The following is a 24,903-nucleotide window of genomic DNA, read 5'->3' on the forward strand; positions in this document are numbered from 1 at the left end:
ATGTCCGTTGGCGGCCGGCGACGTGGTCTGTGCTTCACGGATATGCATGAGGCGTGGCGTCGTCCGGCGCGTCGGTAGGATAGGGGAAAGGAGTTAAGGCTTCGTGGGGACGGGAAAGGCGCTATGGCATTTCCCATTGGGTCGTACGCCAGCTACGCGTATCGGATCAATGAGCGGGATCTGGCTATCGAGTGTGTAGTCAAGCGGGTAGATGCGATCAGGGCGGCGTTATCGCAGGTAGGCACTGCCTGCGGACAGGCAGCGCCACCGTCGACCACCGCGCATATGGTGAATGATCGTTCTATTGCTGGTGGTCGCCGCACCGCGCGTTCGCAGCAGCCATCCTTGCAATTCGCTCACTCCCAGACGGTCTGCATGGGAATGAACCAACCAAATGCCGTTGGCCGGGGACGGCCGCATCGTGCATGCGAGCCGGTTCTTCGCACGGTATGTTTTTTCTCCCGCGCTATTTGTCCAGAAAAGAAACGAGCGCAGGAATTGTCTGCTCCGGCGCCTCCTCCATCAGCCAATGGCCCGAGCCCTTGACGATGACTCCCTCGACATTGGTATCGACCAAACGCGCCTGGTCGATCAGGAACTGGCCACCGGCCTTCTCGCCGGACAAGACCAGCATGGGGACATGGATCGGGGTCCTGGCGAAGTCGGCGAAGTCCTTCGCGTCCTGCTCGAAGTTACGGAAGTATTCGAAGCCGGCGCGCATGCCTCCCGGCTTGGCGTATTGCGCGGCGTAGAACTGCCGGTCCGTCTCCGAGATCGAACGCGTGCGATCGGCAGCGAAGTCGTTCCAGAAATGCTCGAAGTAGATGCGTTCGCGTCCATCGACCAGCTTGAGCGGCACCTCCCCATAGAAGTGGAAATGCCAGAGGTCGCGCAGCAGCCAGACCTTGGTCCAGTCGCCTACGCCCGGCAGGAAGGCATCCATCAGCACGACACTTTCGACCTGGTCGGGGTACTGGGCTGCATAGGCGTAGGCAACCATCAGGCCAATGTCGTGGCCGACGATCTTGACCTTGGCATAGCCGAGCGACTGCACCAGCGCATGGATGTCCTGGGCCATGGTCTTCTTGTCGTAGCCGCCTTGCGGTTTCGAGGACGAGCCCGCACCGCGCAGGTCGGGTGCGATCACAACATGGCGATCGCCCAGTTGGCTCATCAGCGGACGCCACATATGGCTGGTCTCGGCATAGCCGTGCAGCAGCACGACCGGCGTACCGGTGCCATGGCCGGCCTGCAGGTAATGCAGCGTGACGCCATTGGCGTCGGCCGAGTGGCTCTGGATGGGATCGTTGGCCGCATAGGCAGTGGATGCGGTGAGGAGCGTCAGCAATGCGATGACGGCATGCCGGAAGGAACGAAGCAGCGTTTTCATGGGAAGTCCTGGTTGAGAGCGTTGCGGGAGGAGGATTTCCTCCCGGTCATGCGGGCACCGTTGCCGGCGGAGAAGGAACGGGGTCATGGATCGGGGGCGAACGGCACGCGTGCCAGGAACTCACGCGTCGTCAGCAGTGCATGGGCATAGGTGGGCCCGTTGATTTCGTGCGCGTAGAACATCGCGTCGTGGCTCAAGGCCGCGGTGGCATCGGTGACCAGGGTGACGTGGTAGCCCAGTTCGCTGGCGTGGCGGGCGGTGGTTTCGACGCAGAGATTGGCGATCAACCCGACCACGACGACGTGGCTGATGCGCTGTTGCTTGAGCAGCAGATCCAGGTCCGTGCTGACGAAGCCGTTAGCGCCCCAGTGTTCCTTGGCCACGGTGTCGCCCGACGCCGGCGTGAAGTCCGGATGCCACTGGCCTCCCCAACTGTTCTTCAGGAATTCCTGCGCTTGCGAGCTCGCCTTTTGGTAGGGGTTAGGGTGCCGCCAACGGTCGAAGTCGTTGGACTCCGCGCGGTGATGGGGGACGAAGAACAGCGGCCATCGGGCGCAGCGGATCGCCTGCCGGATCCGGCGCAGGTTCTGCAACAGGTCGACGGCCCCGGCAACTTCGGCCAAGCGTGGCCAGAGTTTTCCGCCGTCGGACAGCACATCGTTGTAAGGGTCTACCAACAGCAGAGCGGTATGGCCCGGTGGATAGAACGGCCCCAGCGAATCCATGGCAGCTTCTCCGGGCACGCCGTTGCGCCCACGACGCCAGCATCGGCCGCTCGTCGCAGGGCGGCATCGCGGATAACGGTGGCTTGCGCATCCTCCATTTGGGGGATCCCGTCGTCGCCCCGGGTTTGCTGTACATTGCACCGCGAACGACAGCGGCAGGCGTAGCGGAGCTGGGCATGGCCATCCGGATACTGACCATCGACGATCATCCACTGGTACGGGAAGGCATTTCCGCCATGCTGGAGGTCGAGCAGGACCTGATCGTGGTAGGCGAGGCCGGCGATGTCGAAAGCGGCCTGGAAACGTTCCGCCGCCTGCTGCCGGATATCGTGCTCGTGGACCTGCAGATGCCAGGCTGCAACGGCATCGAGTTCATCCGCAGGCTGCGCGGGGAGTTTCCCGCGGCCAAGGCGGCAGTGCTCACGACTTACGGCGGGGATGGCAATGCGCGCGAGGCGATGGCGGCGGGTGCGTACGGCTACCTGCTGAAGAGCTCGCTGAGGGGCGAACTGATCGACGCGCTGCGCAAGATCGCGCAGGGAAAGCGCTGCGTGTCCGCCGAGGTGTCGCAGGAGATTTCCCGGCACATCGGCGAGGAGGCGCTGACGGCTCGCGAACTGACGATCCTCACGGCGCTGGCGCGCGGCTGGGAAAACAAGCGGATCGCCAATGAGATGGGAATCTCGGCCGAAACCGTCAAGTCGCACCTGACCCGCATTTTCGAGAAGATCGATGCCAGCAATCGGACCGAGGCATTTCAGATCGCGCTGCGCCGCGGCCTGGTGAGGCTCGACGATTGAACGGTCGCCCCGTACGGACTACGAGGACGACCGCAGCTTGCGTCTCAAGGTGATTCCTCGTCGCTGACCCCAGCATGCCGATGAACGGCGCGGCTTCCTGGCCTTGCTCGATTGCGACTGGCAGCAGCGTGCCCATATCGGCAAGCGCTGCAGCATCAGCGCAGTTTTTCCGCCAGTTCAGATAATTGAGCGCACCACGCCACCATCTACGCGCACGGCCGCGCCGGTAGTGGCCGAGGCTTGCTCCGAGGCAAGATAGACACTGAGATTGGCGACTTCTTCGACCGTTGCGAGGCGTTGAATCAAGGAAGTCGGGCGGTGGCTGGCAATGAAGTCCTGTTCGACCTCGGCCTGCGAAATTCCCTTCTCCGCGGCGATTTTCCCGAAGAAATCGCCAACCCCTTCGGATCTGGTGGGGCCCGGCAAGATGGCGTTGACGGTGACCCCAGTGCCGGCCAGCGATTCGGCGAGGCCGCGCGACACGGCGAGCTGCGCGGTTTTGGTCGTGCCGTAATGCACCATCTCCACAGGAATCTGCACGCCTGATTCGCTGGAGATGAATTGAATGCGGCCCCAGCCACGCCGGGCCATTTCCGGAGCGTAATGCCGGGCGAGGCGAATGCCACTCAGCACATTCACTTCGAAGAATCGCATCCAGTCTTCGTCAGGAATATCGAAGAACGCCTTCGGTTCGAAGATGCCCAGGTTGTTGACCAGTATGTCCGTCGCCGATACGGCAGCAATCAGTTCCTGTGCACCCTTGCTTGTCCCCAGGTCGGCGGCGACGCCCGACACCTCGGCATGCGGAACGTTGTTGGTAATGGCAACGATCGCGGCGTCCACGCGCTGCTGGGTGCGTCCAGTGACAATCACTCGCGCGCCAGCAGCGGCTAGGCCGTTGGCGATGGCAAGTCCAATGCCGGCCGTCGAACCCGTGACGATGGCGGTCCTGTTGTTCAAGTCGATCTGCATGGAAATCTCCTCTAGAGGTTTGACAAACGTTGTTCGGGGCTTGCGGCGGTTCATGAAGCTTTGCATTGCAGCGCCGCGGCGTCGAGCGCTTCCTCTCCGGCACCCGACGGGCGGACTCAGTGCTTGGCTCTCGGAGCATCCACGGGATTCTCGTAGACCGTGTCCGTCGGCCCGAAACCGGTGATGAGTACGGTGACCGCTTCGTCGCCGGTTTGCGCGAAATGCGCGGCATTTGCCGGCTCGGTGTAGACCGAACCGGGCGTCAGTGTTTTGAGCTTGCGTGGATCGAACTTCTGTCCGTAACCGAAGTGCCACGTGCCCGACAATACCGTCCCGGCGCGGTCGCCGGCATGATGATGCGCGGGAATGGAAGCATGCGGGGCCACGCGAAGCAGTTGGCTGTAAGGGCCGGGCTGCGATGGATCGCCGAGAATGGTGACAACCTGTACTTTCGCATTGCCAGAGCCGCCTGCGCCGCCGGTGGGGGAAATGGCAGAGAGTTCGCTGGGCGTCTTTGCATAGTGGTCCGAGAACGTCGGAACACTCGGCTGCTGGGCATGCGCATCCACGGCAAGCGCAACCAGGAAAGCGATCATCGGCTTGTTCATTTCGTCTCGTCCTTTCGTTGATGTTCGGTTTCTTTGCGCTCGTCATTGGCGACACCGACGTCAAGTGGGCACGGAAGCCTGGCGTGCCGTGTCGCGCCGGATCGGGTTCCGCGTGGCACCGTCGGCGGGGCCACGCGCCTACCGACGCTCCGCTTGATCGGTTGCGTCACTTGCATGAATCGGCCCGAGGCGACCACCGCGGATCTGGAAGGGCTCTGGGAGAACGCGTGGCCCGGTGAACGGACCTGGCCGCAGCGAGTCCATGGCAGGTGCTGCGGGCGCGTGCCGTGGCGTTCACCAGACCAGCATCGGCCGATCGTCGCAGGGCGACATCGCGAGAATCGGTTGGTCGCCTGTCCTCCATTTGGGGGATTCCCCGTGTTGCCCGCGTTCGCCGATCGCTGCGACCGTGCGCATGCAGCGCTTCACCTGCTGCGCCATACTCCTGACGTCCATCCGGCGTGGGAGATCGCCGGGCACATCCCTCCGACTGCGACCCACCCATGGCCCTTCTGGTCCCCGTCGTGCCGTCCTTCCGGTTTGGCGAGCCGGGCAGCGTGCGCCGTCTCCTGCATGGCGGCTTCGCCTTGCTCCTGCTCGGCTTGTGCGCTACGGCACACGCGCTTGCTCCCGATCGCGCCCTGTCGCAGCTGCGGCACGATCGATGGACTCCCGACCAGGGGGCGCCGGCGCAGGTCATGTCGATCGCGCAGACGCCGGATGGCTTCCTCTGGCTGGGATCGCGGCAGGGCTTGTACCGGTTCGATGGGCTGCGCTTCGAGCGGATCACGCAAATTGCAGGCAAGCCCATGAGCGATGACGACATCCTCAACCTGTTCGCCGACGAAGACGGCAGCGTCTGGATCGGCTATGTCAGCGGCGGCATGAGCCGCATGGGCGGACCACGCCCGGCGAACTACGCCTATCAGCGCGAGGATGTCCCCGTCGGTTCGGTGATCGGGTTTGGACGGGACGCAACCGGGCGGTTGTGGGCAGCCACGTCGGGCACGATCGTGTACCTGGATCTCGCCACGGATACGTGGAAGACCTCCCGGGACATGGGCTTCGATCCGGCGTGGTCGCCGCGGCGCCTGTTCGTCGATCGCGAGAAGGGCGTGTGGGTGGCCTTTTCAAATGGGGCGCAACACGGTATCGCGCACCTGGCGCCCGGCGCGACGCGGTTCGAGCGCGTGCCGCAGTCCATCGAGACTCCATTTTTCGACCAGGCGCCAAACGGCACGCTCTGGGCGGTGGACGAATGGGGCGCACGTCCGCTTGCGCAGGCTATGCCGCTGCCCGGACACGCCGGGGCTACTACGTTCAGCTGGCTTGCAGCGGATTTCAAGGGCGCCGGCCTTCGCTTCGACCGCGACGGCGTAATGTGGCTCGCCACCGCGGATGGAATCGCGCGCGTACGCGATCCCGCCAAGCTGCATGCGCCGGACAAGACCCATCCCGCGCCGTCGCCGGAATACTTCGGCACCGCGCAGGGATTGACCTCCGAGGTGGTGTGGACGCTGTTCGAGGATCGGGAGGGCAACATCTGGACCGGCACCGCCAACGGCCTGGACCGCTTCCGAGAGAACGCGCTGGCCGCGATCCGCCTGCCGCGGCGCGAGCAGGCATTTTCCATAGAGGCGGATCGCTCGGGCCGCATCTGGGCGGGCAATCCGGACCAGGGGCCGATGCGCGTTACCCCGGATGCCGACCAGGCCACCGGTGCCGTCGTGCAGGAAGTCGGGGGCGCGGACGACGGCGTTACCGCACTGCATCGCGACGGCGCCGGCAACCTCTGGGTCGGAGACGCCGACGGCGGGTTGTGGCGCAGCGACGGGGCAGGGCTCCGGCCTGTCCCGCTGCCGCCGGAGGTCGCTGGTGGCGGCAGGATCGTGACCATGGCCAGCGATCACGCAGGTGGACTGTGGCTGAGCAAGGTCAATGGCGGATTGCTACGGTTCCACGAGGGAAAGTGGGAAGCACAGAACGCCAAGTACGGCATGGACGCAGGGACTGCGCCACGGGCGCTGGTGGAGGACGCGCAGGGCCGGATCTGGTCCGACGCAGGACAGACGATCCGGGTGTTCGAGCATGGCGGACACCGCGATTTCGATGAGGATGGCCCCGGCGTCGGTCGCATCGCGGTGTTGCGCGCGTGGAAGAGCGAGCTCTGGATCGGCGGCGTGCAGGGCGTGGCGGCACGCATCGGCGAGCATTTCCAGCGCCTGCTGGGCCGCGGTGGCGAGACGTTCGAGCGCACAGCCGGGATCGTGATGCTGGCCAATGGCGAGGCGTGGTTCATCGGGCGCCCCGGCGTCACCCGGGTGCCCGCGAGCGAGATGGCACGCTGGCGTGTGCAGCCTTCCTATCGTGTCGCCTTCGATCGATTCGGGGTGTTGGATGGCCTGCGGGGCGCAGCAGAGCAGAGCGGGGCCTCGCCGGTCGCAGCGGCCGACGGCCAGGGCCGGGTATGGTTCGCGACCAGTCGCGGCGTCCACTGGATCGATCCGCGGCAGCTCCAGCACGGCAATGCGAGTCCAGGTGCCGCCCCCGTCGTGCTGGCCCTGCATGTGGACGAGAAGGAGCTATCGCTCGCATCGTCGCCGACCCTGCCGGCCGGCAGCCGGGACTTGCGGATCGGCTACACGGCGCCATTCCTGCGCAGGCCCGAGCAGGCCCGGTTCCGCTACCGCCTGGATGGACTGGACGATGACTGGCACGACGCCGGCGCCCGACGCCAGGCCTTGTACAGCCGCCTGGCCCCGGGCAGCTATCGGTTCCGGCTCATGGCCAGCGACGGGGCACAAGCCTGGTCAGGACGGGAGGCGGCGTTTACCTTCGAAGTGCTGCCGGCGTTCTGGCAAACCTGGTGGTTCGCACTGGCCTGCCTGGCGGTCACGCTGCTGCTGGTGTGGTGGCTGGTGCGTTGGCGCGTCGCGATCGCGCGCGAAGGCCTGCAGCGGGCGTACCGTGCCCGCATCGGCGAGCGCGAGCGGATCGCACGCGATCTGCACGATACGCTGCTGCAATCGATGCAGGCGCTGGTGTTCCTGGTGGATGCCGCGCGGGGACGGCTCGAACGCGGTGACGGCGAGGCCGCCAAGACCGGACTTTCCCGCGCGATACGGGAAGCCAATGCCGGGCTGGTGGAAAGCCGTGATCGTATCCGCGACCTGCGGCAGCAAGGAGCGGAGTCCCAGGACCTAGCAGCGGCACTCCGCGACCTGCCGAAGAAACTCGACATGCCGCCGGATTTCGCCTATGAATTCAGTACGTGGGGCAGGCCGGTCCGCTGGCATGCGCCGGAGCAGGACGAGGTGTATCGAATAGTGCGCGAGGCGGTCGCCAACGCAGTGCGGCATGCAGGTGCCAGGCATATCCGCGTGCGCGTGACCGGTGGATGGCTTGGCGTCCTGGTGGAGGTCGAGGACGATGGTTGCGGGATCGAAGCAAACCTCTTGGCACGCGGCAACCGCGATGGCCACTGGGGGCTGACCGGCATGCGCGAACGGGCGAGACTTTTGGGGGCGACGCTATCGGTGACCTCCAGGCCGGCGGAGGGCACTGTGGTGCGGCTGCGGCTGCTACGTTGGCGCGTGATTAGAGGCATTGGAGTGTAGGTCGGGTTTCGGCTCTATCTACTCAACGAGGGGGGCGTCGTCACTAATACCCCCCAACAACCATGAGTCCTGCAGCTGTATCCGACCTCGGCTATCATCCTCCGCAATCTGATGTGAGTACGGATATGGAAGTGCGACTCACGCGCGAGCAAGTGCTCGCGCTTGCGCCTGATGCATCGTCAAGCAAGGCGGCCGGTGGTCTGGCTACAGATGGAAAGTGGGGCCTGCTCGGTGCAGATGCCGAAGCCCTATGGGGTGAATGCCAAGGCAGCGGCGCCAAGCCATACCAGACCCAAGTGGAGCTGACCACGCTGGTGAGCCGCTGCTCGTGCCCCAGCCGCAAGTTTCCTTGCAAGCATGGCCTGGCATTGCTGTTGCTGTATGCCGCCGGCAATCCGCGCTGCGTGCCGGGCGCGCGCCCAGCCTGGGTGGAGGAGTGGATGCAGGGCCGCCGCGCCCGTGCGGTCCGGAAGGAGGAAGCTGCCGCCAACGTGTCCTCGCCGGATCCGCAGGTGCAGGCCGCCGCTGCCGCCAAGCGCGAACAGGCGCGCTGGTCGCGCATGGAAACCGGTGCGGCAGAACTGCAGCGCTGGGTGGCCGACCAGTTCCGCCAGGGGCTGGCCAACCTGGGCGCCGGCTTCGAGCAGGAAGCGCAGCGCATGATGGCACGCATGGTGGATGCCCAGGCCCCGGGACTGGCCGGCCGGCTGGAACGAGCGCTGGGCGAGGGCGGGCGCGACCTTGCCCAGCTGGCCGAACTGGGCGAATGCCTGGGGTTGTTGCAATTGCTCACCCAGGCGGTGCCCCGCATGGAAACCTTCAGCGCAGCGCGTCAGGCGGACCTGCGCACTGCGCTGGGTTGGCCGATGGAGCGCGAAGCGGTGCAGCGGGAGGGCGAGGCCGTGCGCGACCGTTGGCACGTGCAGGGTCAACACGTGATTGAACAGCCGGGCAACTTGCTGGAGCGCCGCGTGTGGCTGCACGGCCTGGAAAGCGGGCGGGCCGCGCTGTTGCAGGACTACAGCCATGCTGGGCGCGGTTGGGAGCAGCACTGGCGCAACGGCCATGTTCATGCGGGCACGCTGCATTTTCACGCGGGCACGGTACCGCTGCGCGCGGTGCCGGGCGAGGTGGAAGCGGGTATGGACGCCGGTAAGGCGCTGCCGCGCGAAGACACGCTGGACGCCGCCGCGCAGGCGTATGCCGTCAACCCATGGCTGCCGCAGGTACCCATGCGCCTTGGGCAGGCGCATGTGGCGCACGATGGCCGCAACGCTTGGGTGCAACACGCCGAGGGCACGCTGCCGCTTCGGCTTCCGACAATGCAGGGCTGGGCGCTGATGGCGTTTGCCGGTGGCCACCCGCTGTGCCTGATGGGCGAGTGGGACGGCCAGGCGCTGCTGCCACTGACCGCCTGGAACGCGCCGGGCGAGCGCTGGGAAAGGAGCGGGACATGAGCGAGGCATGGTTGAAGCCGGCCCTGCTGGGCATAGACCGTCCGCAGGCCATCCCCGCCACAGGCGCGCTCGGCGAAGTGCTCGCCGCCGTGGCCACGCAGGAAGATGCCGCGCTGGGCTACAGCCGGCAGGTGGGCGTCCTGGCCGCCTGCCGGCGCGCCGCCTTGCGCATGGCCGCGCCGGTCGCGCTGCCGCCGCCTGCGGAAGTCGATCCTCTGGCGCTGCCCACCGGCCACGCCTGGGCACCGTTGTTGAAGGGGCTATTCGGCAATGCACAGCCGTCGCCGTGGATGAAGCGCGCCCGTTACGAGGCCTGCTTGCAGCTGGCCGCACACAACCGGCACCTGCCGGTGGCGGTGCTGCCGCAGGCGCTGGAAGCCGGTGTCCGCCTGAGTGCGTTGCGCCCCGGCCTGCGCCCGGTGCTGGGTGTACGCGGCCGCTGGCTCGCGGCCCGCAATGCAGACTGGGCCTACGCGGCAGATACAGCGGTCGACGCGGATGCGCCGACGGACCTGGAGCGGGTGTGGAACGAAGGCGCGTTCGATGCGCGCCTGCTGGCCTTCCGGCAACTGCGTGCGCACAACGCCGAGGACGCCCGCGCGCGTTTGCAGGGCACGCTGAAAGACCTCTCCGCGCGCGAGCGGGTGGACTTCATCACTGCGCTGCAGCCACAGCTGAGCGAGGCCGATGCGCCGCTGCTGCAGCCGCTGTTGAAGGACCGCAGCCGCGAGGTGCGCATGCTGGCGGGTCCGATGCTGGCCCGGTTGCCGTCCACGCCGCACGCGCAATACGTGCAGGCGCAGATGCTCGCCGTGCTGCAGCACCAGCCTGGCGGGCTGATGCGCCGTATGACCTGGAAGCTGGAAGCTCCCGCGGCGGCCGATGCCGGATGGGCCGAAGCCGCCATCGACAGCAAGCGCCCCAACAACGATATGTTGGGTGAGCGTGCCTGGTGGCTCTATCAGCTGGCGCGCCAGCTGCCGCTGGCCTGGTGGTGCCATACCCTGGAAAAAGCGCCAGCGCAGGTGCTGGCCTGGGCTCGCAGCACGGACTGGCATGACGCGCTGTTGCGCGCCTGGCTGGAGCGTGTGGACGCCAGCGAACCAGAATGGGTGGAAGCCCTCATCGGTGTGGAGCAGCGGCACATGAGCCTGGGCGACCTGCTGGCCATGCTCCCGCCAGCGCAACGCGAACGGCATTGGCCCACCAGTGCGGCCGAACTTCAACAGAAGCGCCTGTTGGGCGAAGTGCTGGACAGCACGGGCCTTGGCCAGACTCTCAGCGCCACTTACTCGCGGCAACTGGCTGCCGGGCTAGGCGCGCTGTTCGGCGAAGCGTCCCTGCGTTATGACTACACCCTGCGCGACGCGCTGCTGGAACTGTTGGCCGTGCTTCACCCTTCCGTGCTGTCGCACGTGCAGGTAGCCGACGCACAGGCCGATGCCACCGAGGCCATGCGCGACTGCGTGCACCAGGCACGCCAACTTCTGGCCTTGCGCCAGACCCTGCATTCCGCTTTCTGATCATCACGCCCTTTCATTGGAGCCAACATGAGCACTGCCGTCCTGCGCCAGCACGCCGAACACCAATACGCAGAAGAGTTGGAAGAACTGCGCCGCCAGGACACCCGCCAGCGCCCGGCCAACTGGATCCTCTCGCCGTGGGCGGTGGTGACCTATCTATTGGGCGGCACGCTGGAAAATGGCTTTGTGGTCAGCCCCAAGTACATCGGCGAGCGTCGCCTGATGGAAGTGGCCGTGGCCACCATCGCCACCGATCGCGCCCTGTTGCTGTTCGGGGTGCCGGGCACGGCCAAGTCGTGGGTGTCCGAGCACATGACCGCGGCCATCAGCGGCGATTCCACACTGCTGGTGCAGGGCACGGCCGGCACCAGCGAAGAGCAGATCCGCTACGGCTGGAACTACGCGCAGTTGTTGGCCCACGGCCCCAGCGAGAAGGCGCTGGTGCCCAGCCCGCTGATGAACGCCATGCGCCTGGGCAAGATCGCTCGCATCGAAGAACTCACCCGTATTCCTGCGGATGTGCAGGACGCGCTTATCACCGTGCTTTCCGAAAAGACCCTGCCGGTGCCGGAACTGGGCAGCGAAGTGCAGGCCGTGCGCGGCTTCAGCGTGATTGCCACGGCCAACAACCGCGACAAGGGCGTGAACGAACTTTCCAGCGCGCTCAAGCGCCGCTTCAACACGGTGATCCTGCCGGTGCCCTCCAGCGAGGAAGACGAAGTGGCCATCGTGGTCAAGCGCGTGGCCGAAATGGGCGTGGCGCTGGACCTGCCGGCCGAACCGCCGGCGCTGCAGGAAGTCGCGCGGGTGGTACGCATTTTCCGCGAGCTGCGCAACGGCGTTACCGAAGACGGCAAGGCCAAGCTGAAGAGTCCCAGCGCCACGCTTTCGACCGCCGAGGTCATTTCGGTGATCAACAACGGCATGGCCCTGGCCGGCCACTTCGGCGATGGCGTGCTGCGCCCGAGCGACATGGCCGCCGGCATGATCGGTGCCATCGTCAAGAATCCGGTGCAGGACGCGCTGGTGTGGAAGGAATACCTGGAAACCGTGGTGAAGGAACGCGACGACTGGAAAGACCTGTACCGCGCATTCCGCGAGCACGTCTGAGCGGCCCGCGCCAATGAGCGAAGGCATCTCCCTTTTCGGCATCCGCCACCACGGACCGGGCTGCGCACGCAGCCTGCTGGCTGCGCTGGAGGCGCTGCAGCCGGACTGCGTGTTGATTGAAGGCCCGGCGGGTACCGAGGCGCTGCTGCCGCACGTGTTGGAGGCGGGCATGCAGCCGCCGGTGGCGTTGCTTTCCTATAGCGTGGACGACCCGCAGCTGGCGGTGTTCCATCCCTATGCGCTGTACTCGCCGGAATGGCAGGCGATGAGCTGGGCGCTGCGCAACGGCGTGCCGGTGCGCTTCATGGACGTGCCCCCGGCGCTGACGCTGGAATGGCAGGCGCAGGCCCGCGCGGACCGCCTGGTGCCGGAGGCCGCCGAGGCGCCGGACGCAGCGGATGAAACAGCGGTGCAGCCCCACGGCGACGCTGGATCTGCCGCCGAAGAAGACGCCGAAGCCCGCCCGGCCGACCCACTGGACTGGCTGGCGCGCGCCGCCGGCCACGCCGACGGCGAGGCCTGGTGGAACTACATGGTGGAAGAGCGGGGCAACGGGCAGGGGCTGTTCGACGCCATTGCCGAGGCCATGGCAGCCGTGCGCGAGCACACACCGGAATACCCCGGCCTGCGCGGCGAGCACGAGGCCGTGCGCGAGGCGCACATGCGCACCGCATTGCGCAGCGCCAGCAAGGAATTCGCGCGCGTTGCCGTCGTGTGCGGGGCCTGGCACGTGCCGGCGCTGCAGCCGGCCTCCCTGAGTGCCAACAGCGCCACCGCAGACAACCGCCTGCTCAAGGGCATGCCCAAGCGCAAGACGCAGAGCACCTGGGTGCCGTGGACCTACCGCCATCTGAGTGCCGAAAGCGGATACGGTGCCGGCGTGGAGGCGCCGGGCTGGTACGACCACCTGTGGCGCAACGCCGGCGCGCACGACCAGCGCACCGTGGGCTGGTACGCCCGCGTGGGCCGGTTGCTGCGCGAGCACGGGCTGGACTGCTCCCCGGCCCATCTCATTGAAGCCACGCGCCTGGCCGACACCCTGGCCGCGCTTCGCGGCCATCCTTCGCCTGGACTGGAAGACATTGCCGAAGCCAGCCGCGCCGTCATCTGCAATGGCGACGACGCGCCCATGCGGCTCATCCGCGAACGCCTCATGGTGGGCGACGCGCTGGGCCAAGTGCCTGAGAGCGTGCCGGTGGTCCCGCTGCAGCGCGACCTGGAAGCCCAGCAGAAACGCCTGCGCCTGAAACCCGAGGCGCTGGAAAAAACGCTGGATCTGGACCTGCGCAAAGAGAACGACCTGGCGCGAAGCCACTTGCTGCACCGCCTACGGCTGATCGGCATCGAATGGGGTAGGCTTACGCGCACCGGGCATTCGGTGCGCGGCACCTTCCACGAGGTCTGGCAGTTGGCGTGGCAACCGCACTTTCTGGTGGATCTGGTGGAGGCCAGCCGCCACGGGCAGACCCTGCTGGACGCCGCTTCCAGCAAGGCCATCGCGCAGGCGCGCAAGGCCGAAGCGCTGCCCGAGCTTTCCGGACTGGTGGATCAGGTGCTGCTGGCCGATCTGCCGCAGGCGGTGCGCGCCATTGCCGCCGAGCTGGAGGCGCGCGCAGCCACGGATGCCGATCCGCTGGCCCTGCTTGGCGCACTGCCGCCGCTGGCCAACATCCACCGCTACGGCAACGTGCGTCAGACCGAGGGCGTGCAGGTGGCGCACCTGTTCGACAGCATGCTGGAACGCGCGGTCATCGGCCTGACCCTGGCCCTTTCCGGCCTGGACGAAGCGCGCGCCGAACAGGCCCGCACCGTGGTGCTGGATGCCGACCGCGCCATTGGCCTGCGTGACGACGCAGGCGGCAGTGCCGGCTGGCAGCAAGCATTGCAGCGGGTCGCGCTGTCGTCTTCGTGCAGCGCGCTGCTGCGCGGCGTTGCCCTGCGTTTGCTGTTCGACACGCAGGCGGTGGCGGCCGAAACGGTGCACTTACAGCTGCAGCAGCAGCTTTCGCCGGGTGCCGAGCCGCTGCAAGCCGCGCAGTGGCTGGATGGCTTCCTCAACCGAAACGCTACCGTGCTGCTGCACGATGATGCGGTGTGGCGGATGATCGACGAATGGGTGGTGGCGCTGGACGAGGCGCAGCTGGTGCGCGTGCTGCCGCTGGTGCGGCGGACCTTTGCCGCCTTCGAGGCCGCCGATCGCCGTGACCTGGGCACTCGCGTGAAGCGGGCACCCATGCAGAAACCGGTGGCCGTGCTGGCCCCGGACTGGAACGTGGCACGCGCCGAACGCGCGTTGCCGATGCTGCGCGAACTGCTCGGGCTGCCCGCATGACCGATACCACCGAAGCACCGGACACCCCCACCTCGCGCGAGCAGCGCTGGCGATTGATTCTGGGCCAGGAGGCCGAGCGCAGCTGCGGCGCGTTGCCCAAGAACCTGCAGGGGATCGACCAGGCCCTGGCCGCGCTGTACGAACCTGATGGCCCCGGCGGCCTCGGTCGCCGCGGTGGGCGCGGGGCGTCTTCGCCGAATGTGGCCCGCTGGCTGGGCGACATTCGCCGTTATTTTCCGTCATCCGTGGTCCAGGTGATGCAGCGCGATGCCCTGCAGCGGCTGGACCTCACCCAGATGCTGCTGGAAAAGGAAATGCTGGAGCAGGTGCAGCCCGACGTGCACATGGTGGCCAACCTGATCGGCCTGAGCCGGGTGATTCCGGCGCAGACCAAGGACACCGCACGCATGGTGGTGCGCAAGGTGGTGGACGACCTGCTGCGCCAGCTCGAGGAGCCCATGCGCTCTGCAGTGACCGGCGCACTGGACCGCGCCCGCCGCAACCGCCGCCCGCGCCTGGCCGAGATCGACTGGCACCGCACCATCCGCAGCAACCTGCGCCACTGGCAGCCGGAACTGCGCACCGTGGTGCCGCAGGAGTTGGTCGGCTATGGCCGCAAGGCAAGAAAGCCGCAGCGGGAAGTGCTGCTGTGCATCGACCAGAGCGGTTCCATGGCGGCATCGGTGGTGTATTCGAGCATCTTCGGCGCGGTGATGGCCTCGTTGCCGGCGGTGGCCACGCGCCTGGTCGTGTTCGACACCGAAGTGGTGGACATGAGCGAGCAACTGGACGACCCGGTGGATCTGCTGTTCGGCGTGCAGTTGGGCGGCGGCACCGACATCCACCGCGCGGTGAGCTACTGCCAGGGCATCATCCGTGAACCGCACAACGCCATCCTGGTGCTCATCTCCGACCTGTACGAGGGCGGGGTGGAAGACAGCCTGCTGGCCCGCGCCCGCGAGCTGCTGGAGGCTGGCGTGCAGTTCATCGTGCTGTTGGCACTCAGCGACGAAGGCGCGCCGTCCTACGATCGAAGCTTGGCCGGCAAGCTGGCGGCACTGGGCGTACCGTCCTTCGCCTGCACGCCGGATGCATTCCCGGGGCTGATGGCCGCTGCGATCCGCCGCGATGACATCAACCAATGGGCAGGCGGGCAGGGGCTGTTGACGACGCGTTGAGGCTTACTCTGGATCGCGCAGCAATGCATGGTGCACAGACGGGGCAGGGCAGCGCGAACGCGGTGCGATTAGGGAGGTTTGACGCTGGACGCGCGACAGGTCGCAGCGTTGCCGACACCGCGCGCCGCAACGCGCTCGCCTTGGTCGACACGTCGGCGGCGCGGAAGCAGGCGATCGACCCGCCGATGCGTTCGGCCGGATTGGATGCAGGCGGGTAGGCCCATGCCTGGCAGTGGCAGTACCTCGGCTGGTGGCCGACGGCATTGCGATGACCTCGGCGATTGCGCGTTGCGGCGACATCCTGCAAATCGAAGCGGGCGATCACAGCTTGCGCCGTTGCGCGCGCCGGCCGATGGCATGATCGAACGCGCACCGGGCAGACAAACTCTGCTCGAACCCTGAAGGCGCGCGCCTTCAGGGCGATACCAGGGCGCCGGGGACTACTCGGTGCGCGGCGCCTTGTAGTCCTGGCCCGGCTGCAGCGTGGTGACGTAGGGGCCGTTCCAGTCGCGGTCGAAGATGTGCGTCAGCGTCTCGGCCGGGCCCTTGCCCTTGACGAACACCGAGGCGTCCACCGCGGTGTTGAAGTAGCTCCATTCCCAGTTGCCGGTGCCGATGAAGCTGCTGCGATCGTCGGCCACCGCGTACTTGGCGTGCTCGACGCGCGCATATGCAATGAAGCCTTCCGGCGCCGGCGGCAGGCTGCTGAACTTCACCGTGATGTTCGGGAGTACCGCCAGGCTTTTCAGATACGCCTGCATCGGTTCGCGCAGCGCCCAGTCGGCGACGATGATGTGCACCTGCACGCCGCGCGCGGCGGCATCGCGCATGGCGCTGTCGACCGGCGCCCACCAGCCCTCGGGCCCGAAGCTGCGGATCGCCGAGAGCGTCATCACCTGGATGCGTAACGCATGCTGGCTGGAGCGGATCATGTCGACCAGGGCCGGCTCCTCGGCGGTGACCCACGCGGGTTGCAGCGTCGGCGGGCTGAAGGCAGGGAAGGCGATCAGCGGCGCGTCGCTGCCGGCATCCAGCAACACCGGATCGCTGGCGGTGGCCGGGGCGAAGTCCGGCGGCTGCACGCCGCGCGCCTGCGCCTTGGCCAGCTTGCCTTCGTCGGCCAGGCGCCAGCTGAAATCGAAGCTGGCGGCGAAGGTTTTGGCGAAGCGTGCATCGTCGATGCGCGCGCCGATCTCGTGAATCTGCTCCAGTGCACGCCAGTCCCAGTTCTGGCTGCCGACGAACACGCTGGCGTCGTCGATGACCATGTACTTGGCGTGCAGCACGCCGCCGGTCAGCGTATCGACCGGCAACACGCGCACCGTGATGCCCGGCACCTTGCCCAGCCAGGCGACGCTGTCCGGGTTCTTGGCCAGGAAGCTGTGGTCGACCAGCAGATGCACCGTCACGCCGGCGCGGGCGCGGGCGGCCAGTGCGTCGAGCACCGGGGTCAGGCCGGTACCGGGTTTTTCGGAGAGATAGAACGCGGCGATGTCGATGCGGCGCTTGGCACCGTTGATCATCGCCAGCCAGGTCTGCTGCGTGCGCGGTACCCCCGGCTCGCCGTAGAGGCTGGCTTCGGGCACGCTTTCGACGATCTGGAACTGCGAGGGCTGCGGCCGGGCCTCGATGCCGGTCGCTGCCAACAGCAGCAGGCAGGTCAGGGCGGCGTGCAGGGAGCGGCGCGCGGGACGCGCGCGGACGGGGGACGAGAGAGGCACGTTGGGAGTCCTTGCGATGACGTGGGAAGTGGGCGCCATGCGGGCATGCGCTCGCACGCTGCCGGCGTCGCGGGTACTGGCCCTATCGCACAGGTGGCTGCAGCGCGTCGGCCAGTGCGGTGGCGTTGTAACGCATTAGTTCCAGATAGGTCGGTGCGGGCCCGTCCCCAGCCGACAGCGTATCCGAGCCAGCGAGACTCGCGGCGCGACGCCCAGCAGCAGCGGGTCGTCGGCGTGCAACGGTTCAGGCGACGGCGCGGTGGCCGCGGGCAGCTAGGGATGGCTCAGGCGCGACCGTCGGCGCGTTCGGCGTGCGCCTGCGCGAACCATTGCAGCACCTGTTGGCGAAGCGGCTCGCCCCAGCAGCGCACGAACTGCTGGGTGTGGTGGTCATTGTGGTCGTTCAGCGCGGCGATGCGTTGCTCGATATAGGCCTGGTGCAGGCTCAGGCCGCATTCGACCTCGACGCAGTGGCGCCAGGCGGCGTAGCTGTCGGGGATGACGAGGAGAGACATGGGGGTGTCCTTGGCTTGCGGCGCCAAACGAGGGGCATGCGATCCCCGTGCGGTGCGGTCTGATTGTGGCCGGAGGCGAACCGCGGCTGACTGAGGCCAGCGCCAGGCTTGCATCACCGGTCTGCTTTTCAAGTAGTGTAATATTATAACTTAACCAATACGGTCCCTATGCGACATCCCATTCCCCTGTTCCTGCTGCTCGCCTCGGCCAGCCTGCCGATCGCTGCCAACGCGGTCCGTCATCACGGCCCGCACGTGCATGGCCAGGCCAACCTGGATGTCGCCGTGGATGGCACGGCCTTGGAGGTTCAGCTCAGCGCACCGGGCATCGGCATCCTCGATTTCGAGCATCCGGCGCGCGACGCCGACGAGCGCCAGCGCCTGGATGCCGCAGTCGCCACGCTGCGCGGTGCCCGCTGGCTACAGTTCCCGGTCGCTGCGGCCTGTTCGCTGCGCAGTGCGCAGGTGAACACCGAGGGCTATGTCGTGGCGATGGCGGATCCGGACGAACCCGGCCATAGCCATGCCGAGTTCCACGCCCGCTACGCGTTCCAGTGCGCGCACCCGGCCCGGCTCGACCACCTGCAGGTGCTGCTGTCGCAGCGCTTCGCGGGGCTGCACAAGGTGGTGGTGAACGTCGCCACCGCGGCAGGCCAGGACCGCACCGAGGCGGTGGCCGGGCAGACCCGGGTGAACCTGCCGGGATGAGCCTGCACCACGTCGTCGAACTGAGCGATGTGCGCTTCGGCTATCCCGGCGCCGCCGCACCGGTGCTGGAGATTGCCGCGTTCGCGCTGCCGCGCGGGCAGCAGTTGTTGCTGCGCGGCGCCAGCGGATCGGGAAAGAGCACCTTGCTGGCGCTGATCGCCGGCGTGCTGCAGCCCGATGCCGGTCGGGTGCACGTCGCCGGGCAGGACCTGGCGGCGTTGCGCAAGGCGGCGCGCGACCGTTTCCGCGCCGACCACTGCGGCGTGGTGTTCCAGCAGTTCAACCTGCTGCCGTTCCTGAGCGCGCGCGACAACATCGCACTGGGCCTGCAGTTCTCCGCCCGCCGCGGCCGGCTGGCGACCGGCACGCAGGCGCTGGACGCGGAGATCGAACGGCTGATGGCCGCGCTGGGGCTGGACGTGGCGGCGCTGTGGTCGCGGCCGGCCAGCCGCCTCAGCGTCGGCCAGCAGCAGCGGGTGGCCGCCGCGCGCGCGTTGATCGCGCGGCCGCCGTTGCTGCTCGCCGACGAGCCGACCTCGGCGCTCGACCCGGTCGCGGCGCAGGCTTTCCTGCAACTGCTGTTCGCCGAATGTCGGCATGGCGGCACCAGTTCGATCGTGGTCAGCCACGATCCGTCGATCGCGCCGCTGTTCGACGCCCAGGCCGACCTGGCCACGCTCAACCGCGCCAGCGCCGGAGGTGCGCGATGACCCTGTTGAAGCTGGCCCTGGCCAGCCTGCGCAGCCGGCGCCTGGGCGTGGCGTTGACCGTGCTGGTGATCACCCTGAGCGTGATGCTGCTGCTGGGCGTGGAGCGCATCCGCGCGCAGGCGCACGAGGGCTTCGCCAGCACGGTGTCGGGCACCGACCTGATCGTCGGCGCGCGTTCGGGCCCGGTGAACCTTTTGCTGTATTCGGTGTTCCACATCGGCGACGCCACCAACAACGTGTCGTGGAAGAGCTACCAGGATCTGGCCGCGATGCCCGAAGTGAAGTGGGCGGTGCCGCTGTCGCTGGGCGATTCATATCGCGGCTACCGGGTGGTCGGCACCAGCACCGGATTCTTCGAGCACTACCACTACGGCGCGCGGCATGCGCTGGCGTTCGCGCAGGGCAGGGCGTTCGCCGATCTCTACGATGCGGTGATCGGCGCCGACGTGGCCGCCGCGCTTGGCCGCCACGTCGGCGACGAGATCGTGCTGACACATGGCACCGGACGGATCGGTCTGGCCACCCACGCCGACAAGCCGTTCCGCATCGTCGGTCTCCTGCGCCGCACCGGCACGCCGGTGGACTCCAGCGTGCTGGTGTCGCTGCAGGCGATCGAGGCGATCCATATCGACTGGCATTCCGGCGTCCGCCTGCCAGGCCGGCACGTCAGCGCCGAGCAGGCGCGGACGATGGACCTGACCCCGGACAACATCACCGCCTTCATGCTCGGCCTGAAGACCCGCATCGCCACCTTCTCGGTGCAGCGGCAGATCAACGAATACCCGGAGGAGGCGATGCTGGCGATCATGCCGGGCGTGACCCTGCAGCAGCTGTGGAGCACGCTGGGCACCGCCCAAGGCGCGCTGCGCATGATCGCCTCGCTGGTCGTGCTGCTCGGCCTGGTGTCGATGGTCGCGCTGCTGGTAGCCACGCTGCAGGAGCGCCGGCGCGAGATGGCGATCCTGCGCGCGGTCGGCGCGCGGCCGCGCGACATCGCCGGGCTTCTGCTGTTCGAGGCAGGCCTGGTCACCGTCGTATCGTGCGCACTGGCGCTGCTGGTGGTGAGCGCGGCCAGCTGGCTGGCGCGCGGCTGGGTGCTCGACCATTTCGGTCTGGCGATCAACCGCGTCGCGCCCAGCGAGGTGGAATGGGGCTGGCTTGGCTGCGTGCTGCTGGCCGGCGTGCTCGCCGGCATCGTGCCGGCCCTGCTGGCCTATCGCCGCACCTTGGCCGATGGCCTGTCGCCGGAGCTGTGAGCATGCGCCGCTGGATGCTTCCGTTGGTGACGCTCGCGCTGCTGTGCGGTTGCGGCCGTCAACCCGCCAACCCCAAGGTGCAACAGGCGCCGGCGGCGCAGCCGGCGCTGGTCGCCGACGTGCCGATCGACCCGCCGCTGGGCGAGCCCGACGCCGACGGCTACCGCGAGCTCGACTGGACCGCGATGCTGCCGCCCGCCGACCTGCAGGCAATGGAAAACGGCGGCGAACCGCAGGTCGACCATAGCGGCAATCATGCGATGCCGCAGACCGGCACCTACCACACGGTGGCGGCGGTGCTGGCGCGCAAGGTGCGGCTGCCGGGCTACGTGGTGCCGCTGGACAGCGACGATGCCGGCCGCGTGCGCGAGTTCCTGTTCGTGCCGTACTACGGCGCCTGCATCCACGTGCCGCCGCCGCCGCCGAACCAGATCGTGCATGTGCGCCTGGACACCCCGATCGACCCGCCCGACATGTACAGCCCGTTCTATCTGTCCGGCCAGTTACGCGCCGAGACCCTGCACGGCGAACTCGCCGGCACCGCCTACACGATGGAGCAGGCCCGTCTGCATCCCTATGAAAAAGATTGATCGCCATCTACCGCTGGCCGCGGTGCTGTGCCTGCTGGCGGCCTGCCACGGTCACGACGGGCAGCCCGGCACGAGGCCCGAACCGTCGGCGGCAGCGGCGAACGCGACCGCTGCGGCCGACGGTGTCGCCGACACGGTGGAGCGCTGGGAACAACTGGCGCCGGCCAACGACATCTACCAGCGCCCGCCGCCGCGCATCAGTGCCGGCTGGAGAGGCGACACCACCGCGATGGACCAGGCGGCCGGCGACGATGGCCCCTCGATGGTCAACGGCATGCCGATCGATCACTCCGGTACCCAGCGCGCCGCGCAGTTCGGTTCGTCGGAAGTGGTGAAGGCGTTGGAAGGCAAACGCTTCGCCCTGGACGGCTATGTGGTGCCACTGGAAAGCGACGACCAGGGCAAGGTCAGCGAACTGCTGTTCGTGCCGTTCTATGGCGCCTGCATCCACGTGCCGCCGCCGCCACCGAACCAGATCCTGCACGTCGTGCTGCGCACCCCGATCGACGTGCCGCAGCTGTGGGATCCGTTCCATTTGCAGGGCCGGCTGCATCTGGCCAGCTTCAAGGCGCACATCGCCAATGCGACCTACGACGCCGAGGACGCGTCGATCACCCCAGTGAAGGGCTGAGGGCGCGGATGGATGCGGCCGACGTCGCCAAGCGTGCGTTGGATCGCGCTTGCCGCCTGCGCGCTCGCCGTCGCTGGCGGTGTGCTGCTGGCGTTGCGCGCACACCGGCAAGCGGGACCGACGTCGGGCGCGGTGACCGCGCCGGCCCGCATGCCGGTCGCTGCCGCATTCCATGTCGCGCCATTGCCCGACGATGCGGCCGGCAAGCGCATCGCCACCCTGCTGCACAGCGATGCCGCATTCGCCCGCGACGTGGCGTTCCTGCTTGCGGCCAGCGTGCGCGAGCGCTGCGCGCCGGCGCATGCCGGCGAACTGGCGAAAATGGCCAACCGCGCGCGCCTGCCGGTGCTGGCCGCCACGTCCGCGGTGACTGCGCGCGAGCAGGACCTGGACCAGCCGATCTACCAGGCGATCCAGCGCATCGCCGCAGCCGCACCGTGCGGGCGCGCGCTCGACCTAGCGGCGACCGGTCTGCCGCTGCAACTGGACCCGGAGCGCTACTCGGCGGCGTTCCCCGACAGCTATTACCAGCCGACGTTGGACGCGGTACCGCACGAGTACGCCGGCCAGCCGCTGGGCGCACGCGCCGCGCAGGAATGCCAGTCGATCGCCTATGCGGTGCTGCCGCTGGGCCGCAATGGCTGGCAGTGCAGGGCGCTCTGGGCCAGCACGCGCCCGCGGATCGTCAAGGCCTGCGAACAGGCCCGCAGCGAAAGCGGGCAGGGGGCTGGCGAAGCGATTCCGCCCGAGGTCGCCAATCGGTTGACGCCGGTGGTGGCTGGCATGCTGGACAAGTTGCCGGAATCCTGCCGCTGAAGGCTGTTGCTGCTGTTGCTGCGAAAGCAGACTGTTGCGAATGGTAGGCGTTGGCCAAGACAGGGGCTCGCGGAGCAGTGGATTAGGGGTGTTTATCGAGGGTAGGGCGCATGTCCGCTTTCGGCCAGGAGCGGACATGGTTTTCTGAGTTAGAGAACTGACAAGCTTCTAGTCCACGACGGTGCCTAGGCCATCGCTCTGCAAAGCCCTCGCTTGACGCCCGAGACGCTTGCGCGGGCGTAAGTCGCATCACCCAGAAATGGGGGAGATCGCGAACATCTTGCGGAACATCAGGAAGTCGTCAGGCCTAGAACGATACACCTCCCCATCGGACGCGATCCAGTCCTGCGAGACTCGCGGGTGATCGAAGATGTCGATGGATAGAGGGTGCGTGGCAAATGGGTTGTGAAGTATGTGTAACCCGTCCAGCAGGTGCTCGGAATAGTCACGTTTAACTGCGCAACGCTTCTCAGGCATCAGAGTGTGTGGCGACGCATGAAGCGTATTGAAGATCGCAAGCATATCGGGCGCATCTGCAAGCGCGCACATCTTCCCCCAACCCGCGATCGGACTGAAGACAACCGCCGAGACTTCCTTGCACACGTCGGAACAGAAGAATCCAACAGGTATTGGAACGTCCGCCCGTTTCATCACAGCACTGATGCCGTACTCGATCATGGTCGAGAGACCCGCGGCGATCGTTTGCTCTTCGTCAACGTAACGACCGTAAAGGGCGGCTTGGATAGACCGATCGAACTCCAGGTGCGACATGGGACGATCGAAAGGCGCCAGCGCCAGTACGAAAGGCTTGTCCCGAACGTGTTCGAGCGTTCTGTAGTGGTCCCGATATCGCTTCGTCTTAGACGAAATGCTGTTGCATGTGCGAACGATTGACTCGCGATTGAACTCGTTCAGATCCTCGGGGATATCCGGAAATCCGGGCCCGACTGGAGGTGAGCCGCCTATCGCTGGCGCGGAGATCGTTGCCTCCATCGTGAAACTGGTGGGGCCGGTTATCAGGAAATCAGGGGCGTGGTGACGCTGATCAAGCTCAAGCCTAAGTTCCTTTAGCACCGCGTGCAGATACAGCTCCCAATAGCTTGAGTCGAAGGTCGTTTGGAACTCCCTCGTGAACTTGCCGTCTCTGTCACGAAACCCATTTGCCCAGCTTTCGATCACTGCGCGCTCAGCCGCGAAGCTCGGCCCTATGAGCCGTTTGAAAGCGGGATGAAGCTGTTCGTTTGCAACTTGGACTTCGAAAATATTCATGCTCGAATGACCGTACTTCCCGCCGCTTTCGGGTGCGACCATAAATCATTTGTCCACACGCGGCGGCTTTAGTCAACACTTCGGATTTCCCATCAACCTAAAGCGGCGTTTGCGCGAAACCGTTTGCAGATTCCACAGAAGAATAGGTGTCAGCTCCATGATCGACCTCATCATCACTCTAACCAAAGTTCTCGACCAAAGCGCGAAGCAGGCAATTTCCGACTGGCTGGAAGCGTCGCCGAAGCGCGCGGCATGGCACCTAATTTCCGACTATGTCTTTGACGACCCAGATCGCCACGACACTGCTTCCTTCGTCGTGCTACTTCACCATGAATCGCTGGATACGATCCTCGGCTACATTTAGAACCAAGCTCCCTCCGACATCAAGCGCACGCGGGACGCTTCTCCCGGATTGATCCGCTACCTCCCTCAACTCGTCAGTTGTTTTCAGCTTCACTTTTTGTCTTGGATGAGGGCGATCGCTTTCTGGCCAGCTATTCATCCATCTAAGAGATGATCGGTGGTCTTGAGGAGCTTGGGCGCATTGCTGATGCCATGAGCGATCGGGCTTCGATCTCGGCCAGTGGATGTGCAGATCATTCACGACAGGCCGACGGCGACATTGGTGGAAGCCTACTTTGAGGCTCATCCTGCAGTTCGGTCCAGACGACACCATGCCTTGGTCGATGCAGAGGCACTGCGAGTGGCATGGCATATCTCTACCGGTCGCGTGCCATGCCCCGCATGGGGCGTTGATGCTATGGCACGTGTGAATGCACACCTTAGCTAACCATCGCAAGCAGAACCGTGTGGAGAGAGAAGCGGCATGAATGACCTCGCAGACTACCTAGATCCGCAATACCGATCATGGCTGTTGTCTCAGGCTGTGCCTCAAGTATGGGCGGTAACGTTTTCCCTCCATCTTGTTGATGGAGGCGAGGGCACAGCAATCGCGGCAGCGGATGCTGCCGCCGG

Annotated in this window: 21 protein-coding genes; 14 read left to right on the forward strand and 7 right to left on the reverse strand. The window is 66.6% G+C overall.

The genetic code is table 11. The features are described from left to right. Positions 1–466: 466 nt before the first annotated feature. Complete coding sequence (locus tag HEP73_RS11220) at positions 467–1,390, reverse strand: alpha/beta fold hydrolase (protein ID WP_185823223.1); 924 nt, start codon at positions 1,388–1,390, stop codon at positions 467–469. A gap of 83 nt (positions 1,391–1,473) precedes the next feature. Further along, positions 1,474–2,115, reverse strand: a complete 642-nt coding sequence (locus HEP73_RS11225; RefSeq protein ID WP_185823224.1) for a cysteine hydrolase family protein — start codon at positions 2,113–2,115, stop codon at positions 1,474–1,476. 176 nt (positions 2,116–2,291) lie between these two features. Here HEP73_RS11225 and HEP73_RS11230 point away from each other — a divergent pair, with 176 nt between their 5' ends. Further along, positions 2,292–2,915: a response regulator transcription factor gene (locus HEP73_RS11230; RefSeq protein WP_185816364.1), complete on the forward strand. Its 624-nt coding sequence runs from the start codon at positions 2,292–2,294 to the stop codon at positions 2,913–2,915. 177 nt (positions 2,916–3,092) lie between these two features. Here HEP73_RS11230 and HEP73_RS11235 read toward each other — a convergent pair whose 3' ends face one another. Beyond that, on the reverse strand, positions 3,093–3,887 hold the full coding sequence (locus HEP73_RS11235; RefSeq protein ID WP_185823225.1) for an SDR family NAD(P)-dependent oxidoreductase: 795 nt from the start codon (positions 3,885–3,887) through the stop codon (positions 3,093–3,095). A gap of 116 nt (positions 3,888–4,003) precedes the next feature. Then, on the reverse strand, positions 4,004–4,495 hold the full coding sequence (locus HEP73_RS11240; protein WP_185823226.1) for a cupin domain-containing protein: 492 nt from the start codon (positions 4,493–4,495) through the stop codon (positions 4,004–4,006). Between the two features lie 503 nt (positions 4,496–4,998). On the opposite strand from HEP73_RS11240, the gene HEP73_RS11245 reads away from it, so the two are divergent. The 6 genes from HEP73_RS11245 (at position 4,999) to HEP73_RS11270 (ending at position 15,712) form a co-directional block, all read left to right on the forward strand. Further along, entirely contained in the window at positions 4,999–8,112 is a 3,114-nt protein-coding gene (locus tag HEP73_RS11245; protein WP_185823227.1) for a sensor histidine kinase, read from the forward strand. A 62-nt stretch (positions 8,113–8,174) separates the two neighbouring features. Further along, positions 8,175–9,569 (forward strand): SWIM zinc finger family protein, encoded by a 1,395-nt coding sequence (locus HEP73_RS11250; RefSeq protein WP_255423466.1) that lies wholly within the window; start codon positions 8,175–8,177, stop codon positions 9,567–9,569. Further along, the gene (locus tag HEP73_RS11255) at positions 9,566–11,092 is read left to right on the forward strand and encodes a DUF5691 domain-containing protein (RefSeq protein WP_185820077.1); all 1,527 of its coding nucleotides are present in this window, start codon (positions 9,566–9,568) and stop codon (positions 11,090–11,092) included. Before HEP73_RS11250 ends, HEP73_RS11255 begins: the two co-directional genes overlap by 4 nt. Before the next feature lie 27 nt (positions 11,093–11,119). Continuing rightward, the gene (locus HEP73_RS11260) at positions 11,120–12,202 is read left to right on the forward strand and encodes an ATP-binding protein (RefSeq protein ID WP_185820078.1); all 1,083 of its coding nucleotides are present in this window, start codon (positions 11,120–11,122) and stop codon (positions 12,200–12,202) included. Between the two features lie 13 nt (positions 12,203–12,215). Continuing rightward, positions 12,216–14,534 carry a DUF5682 family protein gene (locus tag HEP73_RS11265; protein WP_185820079.1) on the forward strand — a complete coding sequence of 773 codons (2,319 nt, stop codon included), beginning with the start codon at positions 12,216–12,218 and terminating at the stop codon, positions 14,532–14,534. Next, complete coding sequence (locus HEP73_RS11270; RefSeq protein WP_185820080.1) at positions 14,531–15,712, forward strand: vWA domain-containing protein; 1,182 nt, start codon at positions 14,531–14,533, stop codon at positions 15,710–15,712. The genes HEP73_RS11265 and HEP73_RS11270 overlap by 4 nt, the downstream gene beginning before the upstream one ends. A 440-nt stretch (positions 15,713–16,152) precedes the next feature. On the opposite strand, the gene HEP73_RS11275 is transcribed toward HEP73_RS11270, so the two are convergent. Both HEP73_RS11275 and HEP73_RS11280 read right to left on the reverse strand, forming a co-directional pair. Next, entirely contained in the window at positions 16,153–17,433 is a 1,281-nt protein-coding gene (locus HEP73_RS11275) for a phospholipase D-like domain-containing protein (RefSeq protein WP_185820081.1), read from the reverse strand. A 284-nt stretch (positions 17,434–17,717) separates the two neighbouring features. Beyond that, the gene (locus tag HEP73_RS11280; protein WP_185820082.1) at positions 17,718–17,948 is read right to left on the reverse strand and encodes a hypothetical protein; all 231 of its coding nucleotides are present in this window, start codon (positions 17,946–17,948) and stop codon (positions 17,718–17,720) included. Positions 17,949–18,116: 168 nt separating this feature from the next. On the opposite strand from HEP73_RS11280, the gene HEP73_RS11285 reads away from it, so the two are divergent. From HEP73_RS11285 to HEP73_RS11310, 6 genes are all read left to right on the forward strand, one after another. Next, positions 18,117–18,656 carry a ZrgA family zinc uptake protein gene (locus tag HEP73_RS11285; protein ID WP_255423467.1) on the forward strand — a complete coding sequence of 180 codons (540 nt, stop codon included), beginning with the start codon at positions 18,117–18,119 and terminating at the stop codon, positions 18,654–18,656. Continuing rightward, positions 18,653–19,366 carry an ATP-binding cassette domain-containing protein gene (locus HEP73_RS11290; RefSeq protein WP_185820083.1) on the forward strand — a complete coding sequence of 238 codons (714 nt, stop codon included), beginning with the start codon at positions 18,653–18,655 and terminating at the stop codon, positions 19,364–19,366. Before HEP73_RS11285 ends, HEP73_RS11290 begins: the two co-directional genes overlap by 4 nt. A 2-nt stretch (positions 19,367–19,368) precedes the next feature. Continuing rightward, a complete protein-coding gene (locus HEP73_RS11295) occupies positions 19,369–20,622 on the forward strand; it encodes an ABC transporter permease (protein ID WP_221899413.1) in 1,254 nt (417 codons plus the stop codon). 2 nt (positions 20,623–20,624) lie between these two features. Continuing rightward, positions 20,625–21,212: a DUF3299 domain-containing protein gene (locus HEP73_RS11300; RefSeq protein ID WP_185820085.1), complete on the forward strand. Its 588-nt coding sequence runs from the start codon at positions 20,625–20,627 to the stop codon at positions 21,210–21,212. Further along, positions 21,199–21,843 carry a DUF3299 domain-containing protein gene (locus HEP73_RS11305; protein WP_255423468.1) on the forward strand — a complete coding sequence of 215 codons (645 nt, stop codon included), beginning with the start codon at positions 21,199–21,201 and terminating at the stop codon, positions 21,841–21,843. The genes HEP73_RS11300 and HEP73_RS11305 overlap by 14 nt, the downstream gene beginning before the upstream one ends. Before the next feature lie 150 nt (positions 21,844–21,993). Beyond that, the gene (locus HEP73_RS11310; protein WP_255423469.1) at positions 21,994–22,659 is read left to right on the forward strand and encodes a hypothetical protein; all 666 of its coding nucleotides are present in this window, start codon (positions 21,994–21,996) and stop codon (positions 22,657–22,659) included. 249 nt (positions 22,660–22,908) lie between these two features. On the opposite strand, the gene HEP73_RS11315 is transcribed toward HEP73_RS11310, so the two are convergent. Continuing rightward, on the reverse strand, positions 22,909–23,928 hold the full coding sequence (locus HEP73_RS11315) for a hypothetical protein (RefSeq protein ID WP_221899343.1): 1,020 nt from the start codon (positions 23,926–23,928) through the stop codon (positions 22,909–22,911). 157 nt (positions 23,929–24,085) lie between these two features. Here HEP73_RS11315 and HEP73_RS11320 point away from each other — a divergent pair, with 157 nt between their 5' ends. Then, entirely contained in the window at positions 24,086–24,292 is a 207-nt protein-coding gene (locus tag HEP73_RS11320) for a hypothetical protein (protein WP_185820086.1), read from the forward strand. The last annotated feature ends 611 nt before the right edge of the window (positions 24,293–24,903 follow it).

Source organism: Xanthomonas sp. GW (assembly GCF_014236815.1).
Classification (GTDB): domain Bacteria; phylum Pseudomonadota; class Gammaproteobacteria; order Xanthomonadales; family Xanthomonadaceae; genus Xanthomonas_A.

What these genes read in the sequence shown, in the direction of transcription:
- HEP73_RS11220 (WP_185823223.1), bottom strand. Translation starts at nt 1,390, where the DNA reads ATGAAAACGCTGCTTCGTTCCTTCCGGCATGCCGTCATCGCATTGCTG.
- HEP73_RS11225 (WP_185823224.1), bottom strand. Translation starts at nt 2,115, where the DNA reads ATGGATTCGCTGGGGCCGTTCTATCCACCGGGCCATACCGCTCTGCTG.
- HEP73_RS11230 (WP_185816364.1), top strand. Translation starts at nt 2,292, where the DNA reads ATGGCCATCCGGATACTGACCATCGACGATCATCCACTGGTACGGGAA.
- HEP73_RS11235 (WP_185823225.1), bottom strand. Translation starts at nt 3,887, where the DNA reads ATGCAGATCGACTTGAACAACAGGACCGCCATCGTCACGGGTTCGACG.
- HEP73_RS11240 (WP_185823226.1), bottom strand. Translation starts at nt 4,495, where the DNA reads ATGAACAAGCCGATGATCGCTTTCCTGGTTGCGCTTGCCGTGGATGCG.
- HEP73_RS11245 (WP_185823227.1), top strand. Translation starts at nt 4,999, where the DNA reads ATGGCCCTTCTGGTCCCCGTCGTGCCGTCCTTCCGGTTTGGCGAGCCG.
- HEP73_RS11250 (WP_255423466.1), top strand. Translation starts at nt 8,175, where the DNA reads ATGAGTCCTGCAGCTGTATCCGACCTCGGCTATCATCCTCCGCAATCT.
- HEP73_RS11255 (WP_185820077.1), top strand. Translation starts at nt 9,566, where the DNA reads ATGAGCGAGGCATGGTTGAAGCCGGCCCTGCTGGGCATAGACCGTCCG.
- HEP73_RS11260 (WP_185820078.1), top strand. Translation starts at nt 11,120, where the DNA reads ATGAGCACTGCCGTCCTGCGCCAGCACGCCGAACACCAATACGCAGAA.
- HEP73_RS11265 (WP_185820079.1), top strand. Translation starts at nt 12,216, where the DNA reads ATGAGCGAAGGCATCTCCCTTTTCGGCATCCGCCACCACGGACCGGGC.
- HEP73_RS11270 (WP_185820080.1), top strand. Translation starts at nt 14,531, where the DNA reads ATGACCGATACCACCGAAGCACCGGACACCCCCACCTCGCGCGAGCAG.
- HEP73_RS11280 (WP_185820082.1), bottom strand. Translation starts at nt 17,948, where the DNA reads ATGTCTCTCCTCGTCATCCCCGACAGCTACGCCGCCTGGCGCCACTGC.
- HEP73_RS11285 (WP_255423467.1), top strand. Translation starts at nt 18,117, where the DNA reads ATGCGACATCCCATTCCCCTGTTCCTGCTGCTCGCCTCGGCCAGCCTG.
- HEP73_RS11290 (WP_185820083.1), top strand. Translation starts at nt 18,653, where the DNA reads ATGAGCCTGCACCACGTCGTCGAACTGAGCGATGTGCGCTTCGGCTAT.
- HEP73_RS11300 (WP_185820085.1), top strand. Translation starts at nt 20,625, where the DNA reads ATGCGCCGCTGGATGCTTCCGTTGGTGACGCTCGCGCTGCTGTGCGGT.
- HEP73_RS11305 (WP_255423468.1), top strand. Translation starts at nt 21,199, where the DNA reads ATGAAAAAGATTGATCGCCATCTACCGCTGGCCGCGGTGCTGTGCCTG.
- HEP73_RS11310 (WP_255423469.1), top strand. Translation starts at nt 21,994, where the DNA reads ATGCCGGTCGCTGCCGCATTCCATGTCGCGCCATTGCCCGACGATGCG.
- HEP73_RS11315 (WP_221899343.1), bottom strand. Translation starts at nt 23,928, where the DNA reads ATGAATATTTTCGAAGTCCAAGTTGCAAACGAACAGCTTCATCCCGCT.
- HEP73_RS11320 (WP_185820086.1), top strand. Translation starts at nt 24,086, where the DNA reads ATGATCGACCTCATCATCACTCTAACCAAAGTTCTCGACCAAAGCGCG.